Consider the following 21,465-nt stretch of genomic DNA (forward strand, 5'->3'; position numbering starts at 1 on the left):
GTTTTGACCTCTCCTTTACCTGGCGGGTGGGGGTCGCGCGGACTACCGTGCCCGCATGGACACCACCCGCAACACCGTTCTTGAGGCGTGGATGACCGAACACGGCTACAGCTCCAACAGCCTCGCCGAGGCCGTGAACAGGGCCATTGAACGGTTGACCGGACGCCCTGGTGGACTCGACGGCTCGTCGATCCGAGCATGGAAGGCAGGCCGGGTCACGTGGCCAAAGTCAGCCGCCCGCAGGGCACTTGAGGACGTCACCGGACTACCCGCCATCGCCTTAGGGTTCGTGCCACGGAGCCGGCCTTCGTCCACCCCGGCCCCACCGCAGCAGGAGGACCCCGACATGAAGCGCCGCACCCTCGTCGGCAGCATCGCGGCGGCTGCCGCAGCAGCAGCCGCACCCGGCACCGCATCGCCGCGCCGTATCGGCATGAGCGACGTCAACCGCCTCAACAAGCGCTTCGCCGAGATCATCGCCAGCGACCACCGCCACGGCGGACAACTCGGTATCGAACAGCGGGCCGCCGCACTCGCCGACGAGGCGCTCAACCTCCAGAACGCCGGCAGCGCCACCCAGCGGGTACGCAGCAACCTCTACGCCTCAGCAGCCGCCTTCCGCTCCTCCGCTATGTGGGCCGCCATCGACGGCCGACGCTACGACGTCGCCAAGGCGCACATGCGCGAGGCCCAGGCCCTCGCCGAGATGTCCGGCGACCAGGCGATCAAGTTCCGCATCTGGAGCCACGCGGGCACCATGTACCGCCACATGGGCCGCCCCGCCGACGCGTTCGCCGCCAACGACGTCGCCCGCAACCTGCACCTCACCCGCCGAGACCCCCTGTTCGCCTCCCTCGGCCTGGCCCGCCAGGGCGCCATCCACGGCACGGCACAGGACCGCACCGGCACGCGCCGGGCCTTCGAGCAGGCGCAGGACGCCATGCTGCGCGCCGACCCCGCCGACTACCGGCCGGTGTGGATGCTCGCCTTCTACGACCAGGCCGAGCTGGATTCCCTGGCTCTCTCCGCGCACTTGGCGCTCGGCGACTACTCGACTGCCGAGTACCACGCCCACCGCTGCCTGTCCGCCCTCCGGCCCCACATGATCCGGTCCCGGGCCATCACCACCACCCGGCTTGCACACGCCCAGCTCGCCCAGGGCGCCCCCGAAGCCGCTACGGCCACCGCGATGAAGGTCCCTGCCGAGGCCGCTACCCAGCACGCTCGGGTCACGCGGATGCTGCAGGAGTTCGGGGCCGCGCTGCGCGCCACCGCGCCGGGCAGCTCCAGCGTGCAGACCTGGACCGAGCACGCTGCCGCCTGGAGGATGGCCGCATGACCACGGCGCCCGCCATCGAACTGCGCACGTTCACCACCCTCGACACAGCCCGCGGCGACCTCCTCGACGTGTACGCCGAAGTCCGCGCCCCGCTCCTCCACCTGCCGAACTACGCGGTCACCGCGTTCGGCGAACGCCTGGACCGGCATGGCACCGAGCCGGGGTTCACGGCCGTCCTCGCGTACGCGGACGGGCATCCGGTCGGCTACGCCTACGGCAACACCATCGAGCACGGCGACCGCTACTGGCAGCGCACCAGCCCGACGCCGGCGGAGAAGTACACCGAGCGCCCGGCCGTGGCCCTGAAAGAGATCGGCGTCCGGCCGACCTGGCGGAAGACCGGCACCGCCCGGCGCATTCATGACGCGCTCCTCGCCACCCGTGAGGAGCGATACGTCACCCTCATGGTCAACCCGGCCGCCGGCGACGGAAAGGTCCACGCGCTTTACAAGTCGTGGGGGTATGAGGACATCGGACAGAGCCAGCCGTCGCCGGCCTCGCCTGTACTCACCGTGATGATCCGCACCTGTCACTGACCGGCACCCGCGACAGCGCGCTGTACCGGCGACACGGCCTGGATGCGACGGCCCCGGGAGCATGCGGCTGCTGTCCACGCTGATCACCTAGTCACCAGCGTCCCTGTGGTCTCGGGCCTGCTCATTGAGGTAGCGGAACTGGGCGTTCCTCTCGGGGTGCTGAGCACGCTCGATGGTCTTGGCGTTGGTCTTCAGACTGAAGCCTTCCTCCCGCAGCAGCCGGCCACCGTGTCGGCGGAGACCCGGTGGCCCTGCCGGGTCAGCTCCGCTGCCAGCTTCCGGGTCGACTTCGTCGTCCACCGCAGCGGCGGCATCGGGGCGCCCCGCTCGTCGGGCTCGACCAGCGCGAGCAGCGCCGGCCGCAGCCCCGGATCAAGGTCCACGGCCTACTTCCGGCCCCCACCAAGACAACGGACCCGCCCCAACAGAGCCTGACCAAAATCCAGTTCAGCCGCTCCGCGCGAGACCGTGTCCTCCCGGACCCCTGCCGCGGCAGCGACGCGCCTGCTCCCTCCATGCCCCAGCGACAGCGCTTCCGCCCCTATGACCAGCCGACGCTGACGCTCGTCCAGATGCGGCAACAACACCTGGAACTTCGCAGCCAGGACGGCCTCGATCCCCTCCGGTCTCGCCATACCAGAACATCGAGTCACACAGCTGAAAGCCACGACTTGATTCCCGGCAAGCCCTAAGACGGTCCCGGCCGAGATACAGCTGACTTCGTCCACCTGCTGCTATCTGACACTGTTGCCAGCCGCAGGGTTCAGGATCGGCGACGCCCCCGCGCGGCATAAGGGCAACGATCCTGCCCCTGTCTCTGACGCCAACGCGAGCACGAACTCCCCATGACGAAACAGCGGCGGCGCATACTGGAAGCCGTTCTCGGTGCGGGTGATCACGATACTGCCCGCGCAGCAGCGACTCGTGGAGCGGCCACGGGCCATGGCCTTGGAGAGGTGCCCCTCGGATGGCGGCGGCGACCCCGCCTCGTGGCAGTGGACCGACAGCTGCGTGCAGGCGATGTGCGCGTCGGGTGCCGCCGCTCGTACGCCCTCAATGATTTCCGGTCGCGGATTGGCTGTTCGGCCACTCGTCCCCATCGAGAAGATCACCATGCGCGGCTCGACTGCGGACGTGAGCGAGCGGGCGAACTCCACCGGATTCATAGCTCCGGGGAGGCCGCCATGATGCGGAAAGACGAGAACATCCGCGCGAAGTTGCTGACTCCGGCGATCCAGGATGTCCCGCAAGCCGACGCCGTCGATGTCACTGGCGAGGAGCACGGCCGCCGCGCCGTCGAGATGGATCCGGATGACGGCGGACATGGTATTGCTCGTCACCGTGCCGAACCGGGCATCGCGCGTGCGCGGACCCGAGAGCGCCATCAGCGATCGAGGGTGACACACTTCGAGCTCCGCCCGGCCCACCCGGATGGGAAGGCCCGTATCCGTAGATACTGGAAGAATGCCCGTGATGCGCTCGTCGTCCGCCACGAGCTGCAGGGTTTCCTGGAGGTGCCGCCACGCCCGCGTGTCCTTGGACGCGTCAGTGTTGACTCGGACACGGCCAAGCGACCACCGCGGGTCCAGGAGGAGCCTGCTCATTCCCGCGATGTGATCGTTGTCGACGTGCGACACGATGACTTCCTCAAGGCCCGTGCAGCCGAGTCTTTCGAGTTCGGCGTGTGTGGTGTCGTCCGCGGCGTCGACAACCGCGCACCGTGGCCCGTCGCGGACGATGGCGGAATTGCCGTGACCGACATCCAGGATCGTAACTGCGAGGTCGCCCTCGGAAGGTGCGCTCTGACGGGGGAGAAATGGAACGGTCACAGGGCGCGGATATCCTCGGACAGTTGAGGGGCCAGGGAGATGTGTGCGAAGCAGAGGTCCTCAGCCCGAGGGGCGTAGCAGTTGACCTCGGCCCGCAACCAGGTGCCAGGCAGCAGGGCGTCGGCAGGAATCCCCGTGTCCTCCTCGAAGCGCAGCAGCGGCAGTTGCGCCACCTTCGTCAGGCTCCAGCCACTGACCAGCACTTCGGCGTACGGTGCTTCGCCTGCCGGGTGCACGGCGAGGACCTCGATCGGGGTGCGGAACCGGCTCCGCTCTCGTGACCACTTGCCCGCCGCCTCTTCGAGAGCGTATCGGACTGCGCCGAGGACTTCTTCGTCGTCGGCCTGCTTGGGGACGACTGCGGGGATGTCAGCCCGCCATCGGTGGATGGATGATGCCTCGTGGGTGCCTACATGCGAACTCATGACGATGGCCGGGAGCTTGTGAGGGCGGCTGTTGGCCCGGGCGGCGAGCTCCGCTCCCGTGAATGCGACCGTCCAACTGCTACGCAGCTGGTGGTCGCAGACGAGTACGTCCAGAGGAGGTAACGTCGACAGATACTCCTCCGCCGTGGCGCGGGGACGCGGCCGGGGCATAATCAGAGCCTGCATGTCGAAGTCTTCGAAGAGTCGGCCGAGGGCTTCTGCGTCGGCCTTTACATCGTCCACGATGCCGACCCTGTGGACATCCTCAAGCTGCAGAGCCATCGTCACTCCTCCCCTTCGTCGTTCGTGTTACCGGCAGCGGGAGCCGACGTCGTCGAGGCAGGCAACTCGACCAGTAGCCGGGCTCCCCCTAGGGGGCCGTTTCTGATCGCCTGCTGGCGTCCCGACATGTCGCCAACCGTGTCACGGACGATGGTCAGACCCAAGCCTGTCCCACCGTCTCGGGTGGTGAATCCGGGAACCCAAATCTCTTCCGTCGAGGCGTCCTGGATCCCTGGGCCCGAGTCATCCACGGTTAGGCGAATCCACGGAGCGTCCTTATCTACGAAGGAGCGGGTCGCCAGGTGGATCCTGCGCTCCAGGCCGCCGTCCGTACGCGTCAGCGCGTGGACGGAGTTGACGAGAAGATTGGAGACGATGGATTCGACCGCAGCCTCGTAGGTTCGTACGCGAAGGTTCCGGCCATCGAGATCATGGGTGACGTGAATGCAGCGGTCACTGAGGAAATTGTGGAACAGACGCAATGTGGCCAGGCACACTTCGTCGATGTCCACGTATGTCAGATCGCGCTTCTTGCGGACAAGAAGTTCCAAAGGAAGTTTGGCGAAGATCTGCAAGGTACGAGCCCCATCCATGATGGCACTCAGAGACGGTTTATAGCGGTCATCGACAGTTGCCGGATCGATGTCCCGACGCACCCTCCGGTCGACCGTACGCGCTTCCTGGAGGATGCGATCAGCGGGCTGCTGCGCTTCGTGGGCGAACACGGAGGTACTCGTTCCCACAGTGGCGAGGGCCCGGTAGAGGAGCAACTCGGATTGGAGATCCTTGATCTCTCGCAGACGCTGGTCCGCAAGGAGCTGCGAGGTGGTCAAGATACGTTGGACCGACGCACGGTCAAAGTTGCCATCCAGGCGGCCCTGATTATCTGCGAGCTGCTCCTCAAGGGCCTTCTTAGCTTCGGTGAAGTCGGCCTCGGCATCGGCCGTCTGCGCCTTCGCGCGCTTGCGTTGTTCTTGCCGTTCGGCTTCGCGAATCTGACGACGGCGCTGTGATGCCCATTCAATGGCAGACCGGGCGAACTCACGTAGTTCACCGAAGGCGGCGTTCTGCACGAAACCACTACGGTCCGTCTTCGGCTGGAGGCGATCTTCCGGATCATTGACGACCAACGCCCCTACGGAGTTATTCGTATAGGGGCGGAATTCGGAGAGCACAGCGCGACGGACGTTGATGCTCAGCCAGTCGTCGTCAGGGTCACCATAGGGCTGAACTCGCAACCCATGATGATACAGGTGCACACCGCCGACGTCGGCAAGCCAGCTCTTAATCTCCGGTGTTGGCTGAACCGAGTCACGCAGGGCGACCGAATGCCTCGGGTTGAGATTGAACATCCACAGGTCGAACTTGGCCGCAGGGGCACTGGTGAAAAGGCGCTCGCCGCCGGTTGCGGTCGTTGGGCGTCGGCCTCCGGCGACCGCGGACCGAAGGTCTCTCGCCGTTGCGGTGCCAATCAGATTTCCCTGATGGTCCCTGAGCTCCGCCGACTGGCTGCCATCCGCACCGAGCCGTCCCGACAAATGGAACTCGGCCCACTGCAGGTGTTCATCCGTCACGGTCGAGGTGAGGTCCTCATACCCGAACGCCGTGTGATTCCAGAGAATCTTGAAGGTCGACTCAGTCTGAAAGGGGCCCGTGAGCAGCGTGAGCGAGCGCGTAAGCCGCTCGACATCGGCGACGCTCAACCCCTGCCGGAGATCGTGTATCTCGATACGAGTTCCCACACGGGCGTAAGGCGGGACGTCGCGGAGTTCGAGCGCTACGTCCTCCACCGCGTGAGCGGAGTCGAGTTCGTCCCAGTCGATACCCAGGGTGTACTGCACACCTGGAGTCGCCGCGGACCGTGTCGTGACCTTCACACGCCGACCCAGGCGAAGCGCTGCCAGACGCCCAAGCCCCTTCTCGCCGACCCGCCTTCGACCGCTGCGGGTGAACGGTGACGACGGTTTCCTGGAACTGCCGATGAGCAGGAAGTCGGAGGTGAGTTCGGCATCGGTCATGCCGTGCCCGTTGTCCGAAACGATGATCGAGCCGCCAGTGCGCGCGGAGTCGACCAACTCGATGCTGCACTCGGTGGCGTCTGCGTCGTACGCGTTGCGTACCAACTCCATGATTCCCATGTCCGGATGCGGAACGAGCTCTTCACCGAGACGCGTGAGGATCTTGGGCGCGAAGCGCAGATGATGCCTGGCCAACCGGCGCCGCCTCTCGTGAGCAGTGGGATCTTCCAGCATGCTAGCTACATAGAGACCGTGCAAGTGAAGTCTTCTGGGATTACCTGTAGTTCGCAAACCTCGATCTTGCATGAGGGTCCGTCAGCTTGCTGACGGACGCTTTGTGGCGAGTGTTGGTGGGGAATTTCGGAGTCTGGGCAGGTGGAGTGCCCGGCTGTCGCGTCGGGTGTGCGCCGGGTTCCACGGCTCCGGTCGGGGTGGTGCTACTCGCAGGGATGAGAAGGTGCTCGTCAGCCGGGGTTCGGGAGGGCCTGGAGCCGGTCCAGGGCATGCGTGATCACGTCGGTCCAGGCCAGTGCCCTGCGAAGCGGAGGATGCGACGGCGGCCGGTGGTGACGAGCTGGGCGGCGGTGGAGAACAGCCGAAACCGCAGGCGGCGGGACTCCCAGAGCCGGGCTTGGCCGGTCAGGGGCATCCAGGCGAGCAGGTCGAGGGCAATCTGCACGGTCTCCAGCCAGATCTGGTTCTGCGCGGTGTCATGGAGAGGGAGATTGCGCAGGCCGGCGGCGCGGATGCAGTCATCGGCCCGGGCCCGCTGCCGGTGCCGCAGTTCGAGGGCGGCGATCGCCTCGCCGGTGGTGTTGGTGGCGAAGCGGGTTAGCCGCGTCGGCGTCAGTGAAACGCAACTGGGCGCCGGGGTGTGGCCGTTCCTTGCGCACGATCAGCCATAGCCCTTTCGGGCAGCCGGTCAAGCAGTCGCCGGCGAGTTCGACGCCCCAGGCGCCGTCGCGGATCTCGCCGTCGAGTTCCAGCCCAGGCCGGTACCTTCAGGACGGCCTGGTGGATGGCGTCGGTGATGGTCACCCCGACCGAGTACGACAGCCACCTGCCCTTCGCGAGCCAGGCGATGAACTCGTGGGTGCCGCCGCCGGAGTCGGTGAGTCTCTCCCCCGCGATCGGAAAGATCGTCTACGTTGGCATGCCTCTACAGTGGTGCACCAACCCTCTCGGGATCTTCTCCTGTCTGCCCGCGGCGAACCGCCCGGGGGCGGGGCTGTGGGATCTCAGATTCCGTGGCCGAATCTCACCACCGATGGCCACTCGATGGCCGGTCGGCCAACAGTCTGAGACGGCAGGTCGAAGCACTCACCCTTGAGGCTGACGAAGTGCCCAGTCGCGGTCGCCCGGCGTCGGCTCGGTTCGCCCACGAGCCCGTAGGACTCCGTCGTTGTCGGGCATGACAGCAGTGCACAGAGGCACAGATTCACCCGCATATACAGACAGGAGCGCGGCGGCATGAGCACGGGATATCCGGGCGGCCAGTTCGGGGAACTCGTCCTCTTCGGCGATGGCGCTGCGGATGTTGCCGTACTCGTCCTGCCACACGCCTTCGACGAGGCCATCAGCGGGCAGGGCTCTCAGGACGGCGTCGATGTCGGTGGACAGGGGCGGCCAGACGGCCAGACGGACCCGGGGAGCCAGTCCAGCGCGAACGGGGTCGATGGTGTCGCTGGTGAGGTGGTGCCATCGTGAGGCACCTTCGAGATACGTCTCTTCCAGAATTCCTGCTTGGCCGGTGACGACTGCCCTGTGCAGGTCGGCCCAGAAGTCGTCATCGCCGGGACGCTGGATGACCTGATCTTCCTCCTCGGCCTCGAAGGCGTACGGGGAGGCGTCCAGGCGTTCTGGGAACAGTCCGAGCTCCCGGGTGTGGGCCAACGCTTCCTCGCAAGGCCGACTACTGCTGATGTAGAGGTACTGGTCCCATCCCACATGGACCGCGAACGCGCCTTCCACCTCCAACCGGCACCAGGCTCCGTTGTCGCGCAACATGACGCGCACCAGCTGCAGCCCGATTTCGAGCGGTACTTCTGCCCCGTCGTGAAAACCGGTAGGGCCGCCAGAGAAGATCCCGTCCAACCCAAAGCCGTCCACCGGAGGCTCCACACCGAAGTGCGCCAAGGACGGGACCTGTGGTTCACGTACGGCCAGGTGATCGACGCCGCTGTCCCCGGCGAAGGCCGCGACCGCCTGAAGATAAGACGCCTCGACCTCGCCGTGATCGCTGACGGTGTCCTCGCTGCCGGTGTAATGCCCGTGTTCGTCACGGTCGGCAGGGTCGTACTTGGTGACGCGGTAGACGTAGGGGAGCTGCACCGCCCCATCATCCAGCACGCTTGCGTCGCCCCACGAGGAAATGCCATGGGAGGTGAGACAGAGTCGTAGGCCAACATCCTGAGACAGATCAGGAACCTGCTCGTCAGCGCAATGCTCTATGACACGAGCCACAAGATCCTACATGACCCTTTGTGGGATCTCAGATCCCGTGGCCAACTCTCACGAACCGTGGCCACCCGGTTGCTAATTGACCAAGCCCCTGAGACTCCGCATCCGCTCAGAGACGAGGCTCCTTGAAGTCCGACCGCGAAGGTGTTGAATCCCTGCGGAGGCCCAGCAGCTTCCGTACCTTCTCCATGGCAACGTCGCTGCGGAGCAAGAGCGCGATTGCCGTGGTCACGGTGGAAATAACGGGGGTGAGCGTTACAAACCAATCCGTCATCGCGCTGTCTCCTCTGCCGCAGCGGCCTTCGCACACATCAACGTGCATAGCCCAGAACCAGCCACAGCCACGAGGAACGCGATCAGCGACTGCTGGCCGACGACCTCTTTGATCTTGTTCTCGTCGCCGGAGGAAGGCGAGAGGATGGCTGCGAACACCATGATGATCAGGTTGTTTACCGTTACCAAGACCAAGGCCGCGGATGCCTTCTTCATCAACTGCATCAGGGCTTCGCCGACGGAAGCGATGACCAGTGACATGGCCATGGGATAAAGCTGGGCCTCGCTGCACCACTCCCAGAAGCTGCGATGCGGGGCGCCGGCGGTTTGCCTGCTATGCAGGTACTCGCTGATCGTGGGCGCCAGCCCGACGAGCACCGACAGGACGAGCCAGATGGTGAATCGGAGCCAGACCATCTGCTTGGCGTGCTTACGCTGAGTGTCCGGGTCCGCTCCTGGGGCCGCTGCGCTTACAGTCTCGCCAACTCCAGGCGCTCCGCCTTCACCCCCAGAAGACGCCACTGAGGTCGTCGTCATCCATAACTCCGCTGAACGAGTGGCCGGTCAACCTCATGTCTACCGGAAGCCGCTGAGAACCACAGTATCTTCGACCGGGTTGTGAGCCGATGGACTGGTTGAGACACGTTCGCTTCCAATCCGGCAGATGTCGGCGGGCACGCCAACGGCTGTACCGATGTTCTGACCGCCGCCAATTGCATCGGATGCGAACTCGCGCCAGTCGTGAATCTCCCGGGGAGTCATGGGCAATCACGCTGCGGACCTGCGGACTTGAGCCTGGTCTCTGGTGGTGACGATACCCGCGTCTCGGGCTTCATCAGGGCCCGCGCAGGGGTTGACCTGTGCCCCTACCGCCGACTCGCACAAGATGCGGGGTTTTCTCGTATCTGATGCGAGTCGCCGCCCGCGGCGCCGCCATCCGGCAGCAGCTCCTCGAGCTCCCCGCGCCCGTCGTCGCGGACGCTCTCGGCTACCACGACAAGACCACCAGCCGCCTCCGCAACGAGACCGGAGGGACTTGGAGCCGATACGCCCCGGGTGATCACACAAGGTCACCAGCGGGCTGAACCGGCTGCGTGACCTCACGGACGCGTGCCGCGCTTCGATCCAGGCCACGTGACGCGGTCCGTACCACTCACAGCAGACCGTCCTGGGCCGGGTCGAGCGTCCTGATCGCCTTACGGATGTCCCACACCGGGCACTGAGCCGGCGCGCACGAGCCCTGCGGAGTCCACGACAGCATCCCGCCGGGAGGGCCGGTCGGCTCCAGCCCTTCCGCGCGGATCTGTTTTGGCGTGCACAGGTATGCGGGCAGCGTCTCGCTCGTGTACGACGGCAGCGGCGGCGGCCCGGCCTTCCTCTGCCGGTACACCGGATCCCCGAACAGGTCCCAGCCCACAGGCTCCCGGGGCGGACGGCGCGACGACACGGTCCTCTACTCCGGGCGCTGGACGGCGTCCAGGTGGGCCAGCGCCAGCCGCAGCGAGAGAATCGCGGTGCCGAACGAGAGGTTGTCGATCCCGTGCGCGTACAGCTGGCCGGGGTGCACGACGAATGCCTCCGACACACGCCGAGCCATGCCCTCCTGCTCGTCCGGCGCGGTCGAGCGCCGCAGGTCCTCCAGCGCCAGTGTCAGGTCCGGGGTGCCCATTTCCGACCATAGGTGGCCGTCGACGCGCAGGGCCGTGTACTTGATGTCGGCGACCGCCTCGGCCAATTCCTCGCGGGCTTCCTGATAGTTCATGGCGGCAGTCTGTCGCAGCGGCGAGGCCAGATGAGGAAGAACGAGGCAAGAAGAAGTCTGTCTTCCAGACTGAGCCCTGCTGCTTCTGCTGCTGGGATGTGCGCTGCTCATCCCCCTCGGGCGCGGGCGTCTCGGCCAGCCTCCTGGCCTCCAGCGTGATCGACGCGGATAGGGGGCTGATACTGGTGGACTCGCGACGAGTCCACCAGAAAACCGGCCCCCGTCACCTACGGCGCCCCAAGGTCGGCAGACCACCGGAAACCGTACGCAGACTGACCGAGGGGGTACGTTCGTCCTGCCGTCCGTGCGCCGATTGCTGCCGCTCCGCCTCGCGACGCTTCGCCGCCTCTTCAGCCTCTCGGCCGGCCTTGGTCTCTGGGTGCCTCTCCACCGCGGACGTCACCAGCTCGATCAGCGACTGCCTGCCCTTACCCTTCTGCGACCCGGCTACAAGGGCGCCCCGGTTGGTGCTCCTCGTGATCACGATCTGGCGGGGTGGCGTGGGCGGATCAGGAACCGTTACGCGTACGCCTTCTCCGGCTTTCAGACGGTCGAGAACTATGTTGAGCGCGGCCAGGTTCGTCGTCAGGCGGACCTTGGTGTACGTCCAGCCCTTTCGTGGAGTCAGGGACGCCTCGACGACATCGCCCTCGGCGCTATGGACGAAGGCCACGAAGCTGGGCCACGGCTGACGGCGTTCGCTATTCCCCATGCATCCGCATGTTCCACGGGAAGTATGGCTGCCACCAGCCCCTCAACGGGCCATCTCTGCGAGGAGTTTTTCCGGTCCAGCAGTGCGGCGGAACCTGGAGCCGATACCGGCTGGCGATCGCACACGGTCACCGGCATGGTGGGGCATACGAGGAACTGGCCACAGTTGAATAGGCGAGCCCACCAGTATCAAGGCCGACCACCCACAAGGGTGACGGTGCCGCCTGGGCAACCATCCGAAACGGGGATCCGACGCAGTCATGAGACTGATGAGTTCGGCCACGGCATGAGACAGCCGCAAGGCCAGCAGGTCACGGGCACGCGCTTGGCCACGGACGGCGAGACCCTACAGGGGCGCACGTCCGACAGCTAACCAGAGACACTCCGCCGCAGGTGAGAACGTCCCACATGCGTGAGCGATGCGTGAGCGGACGTTGTGGGACTGGCCGTCACAGACTGGCGCACCCCCCTGTACCGTGTGGCGCTGATCAGGCAGAACAGCATCACACGGCAGCGCCAGGCATCCCCCGGCAAGGATTCGATCCCTCTCCTAAAGCGGGTGTCGCAGGTTCGAATCCTGCCGGGGGCACAACACGCTAAGCCGCTGACCTGGGGTTTCTCCCCCAGGGAGGCGTTCTACTCGGCCTCGGACTCCTCGTCCGAGGCCGTTTGCGTGAGCGGACGGGTCGCCAGGCCCCGATATTGCTCCCGACGGATCAGCACCATCCGGCAGGGACTTCTCCGCCTCGTCGGGCGGAGAAAAACGAGGAGATGCGCGGCCTGCTCAACGCCGGTCACCAGCGCAACCGATACGTCACCCGCGTGGTCGGCAACGACCACACGCCCCACAAGTTCGCACTGGGGACCGGCTACTGGAGTTCGCTGAAGCGCTCGGTCTGGCGGGTGCGTCCGGCGACGATGATGGTGTCGTGGTCTTCGACCACGGTGTCGGCGGTGGCGTAGGTGAAGTCCTGGCCTGGGCGTTTGATGGCGACAACGGTGATGCCGTATCGGGTGCGTACGGTGCTCTCGGCGAGGCGTTTGCCGACGATGTCGGCGGGTGGGGTGGTCTTGACCATGGCGAAGTCGTCTTCGAATTCGATGTAGTCGAGCATCCGGCCGCGTACGAGGTGGGCGACGCGCTGGCCCATGTCGTGCTCGGGGTAGACGACGTGCTGGACGCCGAGCTGGGTGAGGATACGACCGTGGGCTTCACTGATCGCTTTGGCCCAGACGTCCTGAATCCCGAAGGAGACCAGCAAGGAGGCGGTCAGGATGCTCGCCTCCAGGTCGGTACCGATGGCAACAACGGCACGGTTGAACTCGTGGACGGCCAACTGGCGCAGGACGCTCTCTTTGGTGGAGTCGGCGCGTACGACGTGGGTCAGGGAGCCGGACATCATCTGGACGACTTCCGGGTCCTCGTCGATGCCGAGGACTTCGGTGTCCTCGTCGACGAGCTCCAGGGCCAGGGCGCGTCCGAAGCGGCCCAGGCCGATGACCGCGACGGAGTCCTTGCGGGCGATGCGGCGGGTTTTGGGGCTGCGGTTCCTAGCCAATGACGGGTCGCTCCTCGGGCAGGTCGTACATGCGGATGCGCTGGCGCAGGGCGAGGGCGGAGGCCACGGTGATCGGGCCGAGCCTGCCGATGAACATCAGCGCGGTCAGCAGAATCTGTTCTGTCGCGGGCAGGTCGGCGGTGATGCCGGTGGACAGGCCGACGGTGGCGAAGGCCGAGATGACCTCGAAGAGGGAGCGATCGAGGTTGATGTCGGTGAAGACCATGAAGACCACCGTTGAGCTGACCACGGCGGCCACCGACAGGAGCACCACGGTCAGGGCCTGGCGCTGGGTGTCGCCGTGCAGGCGCCGGTGGAAGATGTTCACCGCGCCTTCGCCCCGTACCTCGGCGTATATGACGAAGAACAGCACCGCGAAGGTGGTCACCTTGATGCCGCCCGCGGTGCCGGCGCTGGCTCCGCCGACGAACATCAGCACGTCCATGCCCAGCCAGCTCGCCGGGTTCATCTGGCCGGTGTCGACGCTGTTGAATCCGGCGGTGCGGGGCATCACGCCCTGGAAGAAGCCGGCCAGTAGCTTGCCTGGGGTGTCGAGCGGGCCCAGGGTGGCCGGGTTGGTCCACTCGATCGCGGTGATGAAGACGCTGCCGCCGACCAGGAAGATCCCGCTCGCCCAGACGACGATCTTGGTGTGCAGCGACCAGTCCCATGGCCTGCGCCAGCGGCGGCGGAGCTCGAACAGGACGGGGAAGCCCAGGCCACCGGCGATGACCGCGAGTGCGATCGGCAGGCAGATCCACGGGTCGGTGACGAACCCCATGAGGCTGTCGGAGTACAGGGCGAACCCGGCGTTGTTGAACGCGGACACGGCATGGAAGACGCCCAGCCACAGCGCCCGTGGCCACGGCGTGTCGTAGCCCATGCCGAAGCGCAGGGTCAGCACCAGAGCGGTGATGGCTTCGAGCAGCAGGCTGACCTTGACCACGCCGAAGACGACAGAGCTGACCTCGCCCAGCCCCAGGGTCTTAGTCTCGGCTGCCGCTGTCAGGCGGGCGCGCAAGCCCATCCGGTGGGAGATCAGCAGACCGAGCAGAGTGGCGAAGGTCATGATTCCCAGGCCGCCGAGCTGGATCAGGCCGAGGATCACGGTCTGACCGAATCCGGTCCAATAGGTGGGGGTGTCCACGACGACCAGCCCTGTGACACACACGGCCGAGGTGGAGGTGAACAGCGCCTCCAGCAGGGTCGCGCCGCCGGGGCCGGCCTTGGCGACCGGGAGCATCAGAAGCCCGGTGCCGACCAGGATCGCCGTGGCGAACCCGGCCACCACGAACTGCGCCGGATGCCGTGGGCGCGGCCACTTCGGCCTCACCACGGGGAGTCCGCGGTGAGCACGGGGCTCCTCTCGATCATTCGCACTGGACGACGATAGCCAGCCACTCGCCCGAACCTCACCGCGGGTGCCCCCTGTCGCGCCTGCAGTTTTCCTTATGCCCCGCCTGCGCCCCTCAACCGACGCCACTCGAAACTGCATCGCTTACCTGTTGACATGCCGCACGGGGCCCGCCGCATGAAGGGCTCGGAAGCTGACCGAGGTATCGACGCATCGTTTACGGTGTGACACTCACCTCGGTGGTCGCCGTTGGTGCCTCCACCGGCCAGATGTGGCTGCTCGGATTGGCAGCATGGGTCCTGATCGGCGCATTCCTCATCGAGATGATCTACCGACCCTGAAGCCCCGGGCAGCGGAACCGTGCCCGGCTGGCGTCAGCCGAGGTCCCGGCGGTTGAAGCGAAATGTGCTCGCGCTGACGATGACGGCGGTGATGCCGACGAGTGCGGTCGCGTCGGCCCACTGGAAGCCGTTCTTCAGGGGTTCGCCGTCGATGTAGTAGTGGAACGGGGACAGGTACGCGATCCAGTCCGCGCCGATCTGCGCGGCGAACGTGTTGGCGGTGTAGGCGAGGACGCCGATGACCGCGCTGGTGGCCAGGACGACGGCCCGGCGGCCTCCGGCGGCGCCGATGCCGAGGGCGAGAGCTCCGAAGGTGATGGCGAGCAGGGCCAGGTTGAGGCACTGGGCGAGGAACTCGGTGGGCGTGATGCTGGTGAGCTGAGCGCTGTCGCGGATGGCGAGCAGGGCCAGCCAGACGAGGAGGGAGATCGTCACTGCTCCGATGGCGAGTGCCCCGAAGCGCTGCAACGCCAGCCGGGTCCGGATCAGCGGGTGGGCCAGAAGCAGGTCGAGCTGTCCGGATTCCTCGTCGCTCGCGATGGCGCGGGAGCCTGTGGCCACCCCGTAGATCATGGCGAGCAGCGGGAGGATCACACCGAAGACGCTGGCGTGCAGGTAGCCGGCGGCGGTGGCGTCGATGTGCAGGGCCTCGCGCATGGCCTCGGGGAGGCTTGCCGTGTTGCCGCGCTGTGAGGGGGAGGTGCTCGCGTACATCATGCCGACGGCTGCGGTCCCCAGCGCGCAGCCGGCGAGGCTGCGGCGGTGAGAAGCGCCCACCACGCGACCACGGACGTGATCTCGGACCGCCGGCGTGTTCTCTTCACGGCCGTACCGCCTCGCCGTGCCCGTTCCGCAGGGCCAGCGGCGTCCTCACCAAACGCCCGCGGGTGGGGCGGCATGGCGTCCCCTGCCCCTGCGTTCCAGCCGCCTTACGACCAGACGGACCAGAGGGAGCATCGCCAGCCACGCCGTCACCGCGACCAGCGGGCCCGCGAAGTCACCGATGACCACAGTGGGGAGGGCGCAGAGCGCCGCTCCGAACGCCTGCTTGCCGATCGTGGCCAAGGAGGCGGGCAGTCCCCGTTCCGCGTAGTGGCGGGCTCGCACCACTGCGGCGGCGCCCGCGTACAGGGCGTAGGCCCCGCCTGAGAGCAGCGCCAGCATCAGAGCCATGACGAATTGCGGCTCGCCGACCGGTGTGTCGGCGGACTCCTGCGTCACACCGTCCCTGCTGACCGCGGTGGCATAGTCCCGCCACATGGTGACCGTCACGCGGTCACCCTGGTGCAGGCGCTTGAGCAGCGGGTCTGAATGCCCCATGTCCAGCTCATGAGGAACCTCCCGCGGGCCGGTCAGCCGCAGTGTGAACTCCTCGTACTTGACCTCGTCGCGGATCACTGTGCGCACGACGGTCGCCTCGACCGGACGCAGGCAGTCGGCGCCGGCAACGGCCTCGGGGCCGCACGGCACCGCGGTGTTGAACGCCTGCTCGTCGTCCATCAGCTCCGGCACGGCAGCCAGGCCCGCTCCCGCGAGCAGCAGCATCACGAGTCCGGCCAGCGCGGAGCACAGGCCCCACGCCCGGTGCCGGACGGCACGCCGACGCACGGCAGCGGGAGAGGCCGGCAGCCGGAAGCGGTCACGGCCGTCAGCCATGCCGGAGTCCGGTACATGCCCGTGACACCACGGTGAAGACCACCAGGGCGGCCAGGACGCCCGCTCCCGTGGACAGCGCGTCGGCGGTGATCCGGTCCAGCCGCGGACGGAGGCTGTCGAGGAGCCAGAACAGCACGGCGGCCCCCGCGACGGCCGCCAGAGCAGCTGCCGGCCAGGACCGGTGCCGCCGCCAGAACCAGTGGCCCAACGCCATCACTGCGGGAGCGGCGGCCGGAAGTGTCGGGTCATCCAGCAGCCACACGACGCCATAGCCCAGAGCACAAAGCGCCCAGCACCCCATCAGCACCAGTGCCGTCTCGCCCCACGAGACCGCCTTCGCCCCGCCCACCGTCTCCACCCTCTCCGCCCTTCCGCCGACGCCCTTGAACCTTCGCGCTGCGACATCGACTTGTCTGCCGGGCCTCAGCAATTGCGCCGGAAGGCGCGCGTTCCGGCGTGCCACCTGCACTCTCGACCAGCCCCCAGCACACCGGAGTCCGCCGCATGCCGTCCAGGTCACAGGCCGGCCGCGTGATCGCCGGTTCATTGCCGGAGACCGGCATCGAAACTGCCGGACTGCGCCTCTAGTGTCTCGGTCCGACGACAGGAGCCGCTGTGAAGACCTTCCTCTGGTGCTGGATAGCGCTGTTCACGACGACTGTGCTGCCCTTCGGCATCGCCGCGCTGTGCGGCTGGGCTCCCCGGTGGACAAGCCGCCGCTGGTCACGGGCACGGATTCAGGTTCAGGGTGTCTCGCTGCTGGTCCTGTACGTCGCAGCCCTGGCCCACCCGGTGTTCCGGCTGTCGGGGACACCGGGCGAAGACGCCGATTTCCTCCTGACCGCCACCGTCCCGGCCCTGATGTTCCTGGCCATGGGCCTGCAGGGCGGTGCCGGCCTCCTCGACTGGCTCAACCGGAGGCACGCCGCCCGTCCTCACGAGGGAATCTCTGTGCCGGCACGCTTCGCCGACGGCTCCCGAGACTGATCGCCATCCCCGTCACAACCCCGCCGGCCGAGCGGCCGTGGCTCTGACACCGTGACTTCTCGCGTTCAACCGCCTTCGGCTGCCGGCGGGCGCGGCACGGTACGGCGCTTCCGCCACCGGAACCCGGCCGCCACCGCCATCGAGAGCGCCACGAGCCCTCCGCCCGCCATGCGGGCAAGGCCGAGCGGGCGGAACTCCTCGTGGCCAGCCAGACCGAACCCGCCGAGACCCGCGACAGCGATTCCCAACAGCAGGAACCCGGCAGCCCAGCAGCGCACCACCCATGCCGGGACGCCACCCGCCATGAGAGCAGGGGCCTCGTCGGGCCTCCGCCAGACATCCCACCCCAGCCATGCGATCAGCGAGCCCAGCAGCAGCGGAACCACATCTTCGATCACATCGAGTACGGATTCGACCATCCGCCCTTCCCCTCCCCGCTGCGCGCCGTCATTTTTCCCCTCCATCGAGCTGGATGGTGCGACTCTACGAGCGCCAAGCGTTGAACAGGGCAAAGGCCCCGGAGCTCCCAGGTCGGGGAGGGTCCGGGGCCTTTCTCGTGGCACGGGCTCCCCGTTTGGCCACGGGGTGGCTACACCCTCAATGCACCCTCGCTGCGCGACCCCGTCGCCTGGAAATCGCCTGAACGATCACGACGTTTCCGCAGGTGAGGCCGAATGCGAACAACCCCCAAGCTCCCGTCAGGAGGCAGGGGTTGTTCGGACCGGGGCTGCCATCAAGAGGGGGTACCTAGCCCGCGGACTCCGGCACGCGGAGGGGGCGTCATCCTGCCGGAGGCGCCGGTGAAAAGGGCCCCGACCGAGCAGGGTCCGGGCCCTGGCCTCCGGGTCCGGGCCCTGGCCTCCGGGTCCGGGACAAGGCGGGCGGCCCGCCGTCGCGGAGGAGTGGTGATCACTCGCCAGGGGGCGCGGGACGGGGGGCTTCCAGGCGTTGCACGAGTGCGCGCAGGGCGCGGAGTTCGGTGTCCAGGGCCTGCGCGCCTTCGCGGGTGAGGGTGACCCACGTGCGGGGGCGCCGGCCGGCGTAGCCCTTTTCCACGGTGATCAGTCCCGAGTCCTCCAGCACCTTCAGGTGCCGGGAGAGATTCCCGTCCGTGACGGCCAGTTGCTTCTTCAGGAAGCCGAAATCGACCCGGTCGGCTTCGCGGGCGATGGTGAGGACGCCGAGTCGCACCCGCTGGTGGACGGTGTCGTCCAGGGCCTGGGTGGGGTGCGGTCCCTCCTGGTCGTCCCGCGAGGCGGTCGAGTCGTCGACGGTCATGAGACGACCGTAGCCGGGCCGGTGACATCAGGCGTGCCCCGGCGGCGGGCCACCGTCCACTCGCCCAGGCCGGCGAGGAGCAGGACGGCGGCGAGCAGGAGCGCCTTGGCCTGCGGGCCGTCGGTCCAGCCGGGGTCGACGGGGTGCTGCCAGGGGAGCCAGCCGGTGCCCCATGAGGCTCCCAGGTACCCGGTGAGCAGCAGGGCGTGAGCGGCGCCGGCCGCTGCGGCGATCCAGCTGCGTTCGGCGATGCCGAGGGCGAGGAGACCGATGCCGACCACGTACCAGGGGGATGCGTACCTGTTCTCCAGCAGTACGGCCTCCCACGGCTGGTTCCTGCCGAACAGGAACGCGGCCAGGGCCGCGGTGATCACCGCGGTGGCTGCGGCGGCCGTACGGACCCACACTCCGCGCCGGGGGACGATGCCCCGGGCCTCACCCCGCAGGCGGTACCAGCGGGCGAAGAAGAACCATGCGAGGGGGAGCAGCGCGAACCATACGCCCCAGGCCGTGAAGCGCAGGACCGCGCCGTCGAACTCGCCCTCCAGGCACGGAGTTCCCGGTTCGTGGACGACGCACAGGCCGGACAGCTCGGCGTAGGCGAAGGCGGGATAGGACGCGATGTAGCGCCCGTGGGCTCCGAAGTTGAAGGCGTAGCGGGCGACCGGGGCGGCCGCCAGCGCGAGGAGCCCGAAGCCGAGGAGGATCGTCCACGCGCCGTTCGTCTGGGTGCGGGCCCTGGCCCGGAGGCCTGCCGTCACGGCCAGCAAGGCGGCGGCTTCCGCCCTGGGTTCGGATGCCGCGCCGTTCGATGCGGATGTTCCCATGTCTCCCCCTGTGATCGGCGGTTGGCGGGGCTGGCAGCCGGACGCCTGTGTGCGCGCCGGGTGGTCGCCCGTCGCCGCTTAACTTTGCGATGCAAAGTACATGGCGGTCAAGAGGAATTTCCAGTGGTGATCAGGGTCATGGCTCGGCTCCCTTCTCCTGGCCGTGCGTACGGGCGCCCTGGCCGTGCGTACGGGCGCCCTGCCTCGTGGCCGTGGCCGTGGTCGCGCGGGCGCGCGCGGTGTGGCGGGCGCGAGGCGCTTGAGTTTGCGGCGTACGCGCTCTCCGTACGCCTCCGGATCGGCGGCGCCCGCGTAGCGTGCCGCTTCGGTCCAGCCGACTTGATGCGGCCCAGCGCCTCGGGGGCCGATGCGCTCGCCGCGTTCCAGTGGGCCGTCCAGTCGCCGATGGGGGCGGTCCGGACGGCCCGGTCCCACCATGGCCCGCGGGGCAGCAGCTGTGGCCGCTGCCGGGTGCTGGTGCGGGTGCCAGTGCGGCTGCGGCTGCGGGTGCCGGTGCGGCTGCGGGTGCCGGTGCGGGTCGTCGATGCGGGACGCGAACGCTCTCCTTGCGCTCGCCGTTGCCTGCCCCTCCCGGCCCCGGGAATTGGTCGTGGCGGCAAGGAAAAGTGGGGGGCGCGTATGTGCACCACCCGCGGGCGGCAGGGCGGGCGGCTATGCGTCCACCGGCTCCTCCGTGGCCGCCGGCCCCCCGGACTCCGCTGCCGCGGCCGTCCCCTCCGGCTCCCACCGCAGCAAGTCCCCCGGCTGGCAGCCGAGGACCTCACAGAGGGCTGCCAGGGTCGTGAAGCGGACCGCCTTGGCGCGGCCGTTCTTCAGGACGGCCAGGTTGGCGGGGGTGATGCCGACGCGTTCCGCGAGTTCGCCCACGGACATCTTGCGGCGGGCGAGCATGACGTCGATGTCGACGACGATCGGCATCAGATCACCTCGGCGAGTTCGGCCCGCATCCGGGCCGCCTCGGCGTCACGGTCCACGGCCTGGGCCAGCAGCATGCGCAGGACGAGCACGATGAGCGCCACGCCCAGGACCGCCACGCCGACTCCGCCGATCAACAGCACGACGCCCGGGGCCACCGCCTCGCCCGGGGCCAGGACGACACCGAGTGCGAACACCAGGAGCGCGGCGGCCGTCATCGCGCCGATCACCGTGTGGACGTAGCGGAAGGCGCCGTGAGAGAAGACCGTCCCGCGCCGCACCATCGTCACCAGCCGCCATACGCAGACCAGGACCACCTGGGCGGTCACCACGCCCAGGAGCACGATCACGATGACCGGGGTGCGCAGACCGAAGTCACTCAGGTCGGCGGCCAGCAGCGGCACCATCACCCCCTGCACGAACACCGAACCGGCGAGCAGCCCCACGAGCACGGCGCGCAGTGCCAGCACCGTCAGTCTTCCCATCGCCTTCCCTCCTCCTTCACGATGTTCCCTACCCTATCGTTCTTCGATGTGAATCTATCGAAAAACGATAGGTGACGGCAAGAGGACATCAGAGACCGTCGCGGAATACGTGAACGGCTGCGCGCCGAGCCGAGGGCCGAGTCGTGCATCGCTGCCCTCCTCCGCCCGCGCAGTCACCCATGAGCGCCATGACCGGGCAGCCCCGCACCAGCATGTACACGCGCCCGGCGGCCGCACGGGCCGCTGCGAACGCAACTGTGCCCCGCCACAGCGAGGAGGGCAGCAACCCCACCGGTACGGCCCAGGCCGCCCGCACCGCCCACTCGCGGACCCCGCCCCGCGCCAGCCCGCAGGCGCCCCGAAGCCACTCCCGCGTGAACGTCCCTGCAGGTCAGCACTTTGATCAC

22 protein-coding genes, 1 tRNA gene and 2 pseudogenes are annotated in these 21,465 nt (G+C 67.7%); 5 read left to right on the forward strand and 20 right to left on the reverse strand.

Annotation, left to right across the window (positions count from 1 at the left end; genetic code table 11):
• Positions 1 to 55 precede the first annotated feature (55 nt).
• Both VE614_RS18045 and VE614_RS18050 read left to right on the forward strand, forming a co-directional pair.
• Positions 56 to 1,339, forward strand: coding sequence for an XRE family transcriptional regulator (locus VE614_RS18045; RefSeq protein WP_324937711.1), 1,284 nt, complete (start codon positions 56 to 58; stop codon positions 1,337 to 1,339).
• A complete protein-coding gene (locus tag VE614_RS18050) occupies positions 1,336 to 1,875 on the forward strand; it encodes a GNAT family N-acetyltransferase (protein ID WP_324937713.1) in 540 nt (179 codons plus the stop codon). Before VE614_RS18045 ends, VE614_RS18050 begins: the two co-directional genes overlap by 4 nt.
• 90 nt (positions 1,876 to 1,965) lie before the next feature.
• On the opposite strand, the pseudogene VE614_RS18055 reads toward VE614_RS18050, so the two are convergent.
• The 10 genes and pseudogenes from VE614_RS18055 to VE614_RS18100 form a co-directional block, all read right to left on the reverse strand.
• Positions 1,966 to 2,510: pseudogene (locus VE614_RS18055) on the reverse strand (ISAzo13-like element transposase-related protein); the annotation flags it as partial.
• Positions 2,511 to 2,609: 99 nt separating this feature from the next.
• Positions 2,610 to 3,704: a ComEC/Rec2 family competence protein gene (locus VE614_RS18060; RefSeq protein WP_324937715.1), complete on the reverse strand. Its 1,095-nt coding sequence runs from the start codon at positions 3,702 to 3,704 to the stop codon at positions 2,610 to 2,612.
• Positions 3,701 to 4,411, reverse strand: a complete 711-nt coding sequence (locus VE614_RS18065; protein ID WP_324937717.1) for a response regulator — start codon at positions 4,409 to 4,411, stop codon at positions 3,701 to 3,703. Before VE614_RS18065 ends, VE614_RS18060 begins: the two co-directional genes overlap by 4 nt.
• 2 nt (positions 4,412 to 4,413) lie before the next feature.
• Positions 4,414 to 6,663 (reverse strand): sensor histidine kinase, encoded by a 2,250-nt coding sequence (locus VE614_RS18070; protein ID WP_324937719.1) that lies wholly within the window; start codon positions 6,661 to 6,663, stop codon positions 4,414 to 4,416.
• Positions 6,664 to 6,893: 230 nt separating this feature from the next.
• A pseudogene (locus tag VE614_RS18075) lies at positions 6,894 to 7,542 on the reverse strand (transposase); the annotation flags it as partial.
• Positions 7,543 to 7,749: 207 nt separating this feature from the next.
• Positions 7,750 to 8,760 (reverse strand): RNA-binding protein, encoded by a 1,011-nt coding sequence (locus VE614_RS18080; protein ID WP_324937721.1) that lies wholly within the window; start codon positions 8,758 to 8,760, stop codon positions 7,750 to 7,752.
• A gap of 399 nt (positions 8,761 to 9,159) precedes the next feature.
• On the reverse strand, positions 9,160 to 9,579 hold the full coding sequence (locus VE614_RS18085; RefSeq protein WP_324937723.1) for a hypothetical protein: 420 nt from the start codon (positions 9,577 to 9,579) through the stop codon (positions 9,160 to 9,162).
• Between the two features lie 736 nt (positions 9,580 to 10,315).
• The gene (locus tag VE614_RS18090) at positions 10,316 to 10,609 is read right to left on the reverse strand and encodes a hypothetical protein (protein ID WP_324937725.1); all 294 of its coding nucleotides are present in this window, start codon (positions 10,607 to 10,609) and stop codon (positions 10,316 to 10,318) included.
• Positions 10,610 to 10,615: 6 nt separating this feature from the next.
• The gene (locus VE614_RS18095) at positions 10,616 to 10,924 is read right to left on the reverse strand and encodes a hypothetical protein (protein ID WP_324937728.1); all 309 of its coding nucleotides are present in this window, start codon (positions 10,922 to 10,924) and stop codon (positions 10,616 to 10,618) included.
• A 223-nt stretch (positions 10,925 to 11,147) separates the two neighbouring features.
• Positions 11,148 to 11,636, reverse strand: a complete 489-nt coding sequence (locus VE614_RS18100) for a hypothetical protein (protein ID WP_324937730.1) — start codon at positions 11,634 to 11,636, stop codon at positions 11,148 to 11,150.
• 514 nt (positions 11,637 to 12,150) lie between these two features.
• On the opposite strand from VE614_RS18100, the gene VE614_RS18105 reads away from it, so the two are divergent.
• A tRNA-Arg gene (locus tag VE614_RS18105) sits at positions 12,151 to 12,224 on the forward strand.
• 280 nt (positions 12,225 to 12,504) lie between these two features.
• Here VE614_RS18105 and VE614_RS18110 read toward each other — a convergent pair.
• The 5 genes from VE614_RS18110 to VE614_RS18130 all read right to left on the reverse strand — a co-directional run bounded on the left by VE614_RS18110 (position 12,505) and on the right by VE614_RS18130 (position 16,894).
• A complete protein-coding gene (locus VE614_RS18110) occupies positions 12,505 to 13,194 on the reverse strand; it encodes a TrkA family potassium uptake protein (protein WP_324937732.1) in 690 nt (229 codons plus the stop codon).
• Positions 13,187 to 14,530 (reverse strand): TrkH family potassium uptake protein, encoded by a 1,344-nt coding sequence (locus VE614_RS18115; RefSeq protein ID WP_324937734.1) that lies wholly within the window; start codon positions 14,528 to 14,530, stop codon positions 13,187 to 13,189. Before VE614_RS18115 ends, VE614_RS18110 begins: the two co-directional genes overlap by 8 nt.
• A 392-nt stretch (positions 14,531 to 14,922) precedes the next feature.
• Positions 14,923 to 15,666, reverse strand: a complete 744-nt coding sequence (locus tag VE614_RS18120; RefSeq protein ID WP_324937736.1) for an ABC transporter permease — start codon at positions 15,664 to 15,666, stop codon at positions 14,923 to 14,925.
• Positions 15,667 to 15,759: 93 nt separating this feature from the next.
• Positions 15,760 to 16,545 carry a hypothetical protein gene (locus tag VE614_RS18125; RefSeq protein WP_324937738.1) on the reverse strand — a complete coding sequence of 262 codons (786 nt, stop codon included), beginning with the start codon at positions 16,543 to 16,545 and terminating at the stop codon, positions 15,760 to 15,762.
• Positions 16,538 to 16,894: a hypothetical protein gene (locus tag VE614_RS18130; RefSeq protein WP_324937740.1), complete on the reverse strand. Its 357-nt coding sequence runs from the start codon at positions 16,892 to 16,894 to the stop codon at positions 16,538 to 16,540. The genes VE614_RS18125 and VE614_RS18130 overlap by 8 nt, the downstream gene beginning before the upstream one ends.
• Positions 16,895 to 17,160: 266 nt before the next feature.
• Between VE614_RS18130 and VE614_RS18135 the strand changes: the two genes are divergently transcribed.
• Positions 17,161 to 17,532, forward strand: a complete 372-nt coding sequence (locus tag VE614_RS18135) for a hypothetical protein (protein ID WP_324937742.1) — start codon at positions 17,161 to 17,163, stop codon at positions 17,530 to 17,532.
• Between the two features lie 65 nt (positions 17,533 to 17,597).
• On the opposite strand, the gene VE614_RS18140 is transcribed toward VE614_RS18135, so the two are convergent.
• The 5 genes from VE614_RS18140 to VE614_RS18160 all read right to left on the reverse strand — a co-directional run bounded on the left by VE614_RS18140 (position 17,598) and on the right by VE614_RS18160 (position 21,058).
• On the reverse strand, positions 17,598 to 17,951 hold the full coding sequence (locus tag VE614_RS18140) for a hypothetical protein (protein WP_324937744.1): 354 nt from the start codon (positions 17,949 to 17,951) through the stop codon (positions 17,598 to 17,600).
• A gap of 490 nt (positions 17,952 to 18,441) precedes the next feature.
• Positions 18,442 to 18,810, reverse strand: coding sequence for a transcriptional regulator (locus tag VE614_RS18145; RefSeq protein WP_324937746.1), 369 nt, complete (start codon positions 18,808 to 18,810; stop codon positions 18,442 to 18,444).
• Positions 18,807 to 19,571: a hypothetical protein gene (locus tag VE614_RS18150; RefSeq protein ID WP_324937748.1), complete on the reverse strand. Its 765-nt coding sequence runs from the start codon at positions 19,569 to 19,571 to the stop codon at positions 18,807 to 18,809. Before VE614_RS18150 ends, VE614_RS18145 begins: the two co-directional genes overlap by 4 nt.
• Positions 19,572 to 20,309: 738 nt before the next feature.
• On the reverse strand, positions 20,310 to 20,576 hold the full coding sequence (locus VE614_RS18155; RefSeq protein ID WP_324937750.1) for a helix-turn-helix transcriptional regulator: 267 nt from the start codon (positions 20,574 to 20,576) through the stop codon (positions 20,310 to 20,312).
• A complete protein-coding gene (locus VE614_RS18160; RefSeq protein WP_324937752.1) occupies positions 20,576 to 21,058 on the reverse strand; it encodes a DUF2975 domain-containing protein in 483 nt (160 codons plus the stop codon). Before VE614_RS18160 ends, VE614_RS18155 begins: the two co-directional genes overlap by 1 nt.
• 188 nt (positions 21,059 to 21,246) lie before the next feature.
• Between VE614_RS18160 and VE614_RS18165 the strand changes: the two genes are divergently transcribed.
• The coding region (locus VE614_RS18165) for a hypothetical protein (RefSeq protein ID WP_324937753.1) at positions 21,247 to 21,465 on the forward strand (219 nt) is incomplete at its 3' end.

Source organism: Streptomyces sp. (assembly GCF_035645055.1).
Lineage (GTDB): Bacteria > Actinomycetota > Actinomycetes > Streptomycetales > Streptomycetaceae > Streptomyces.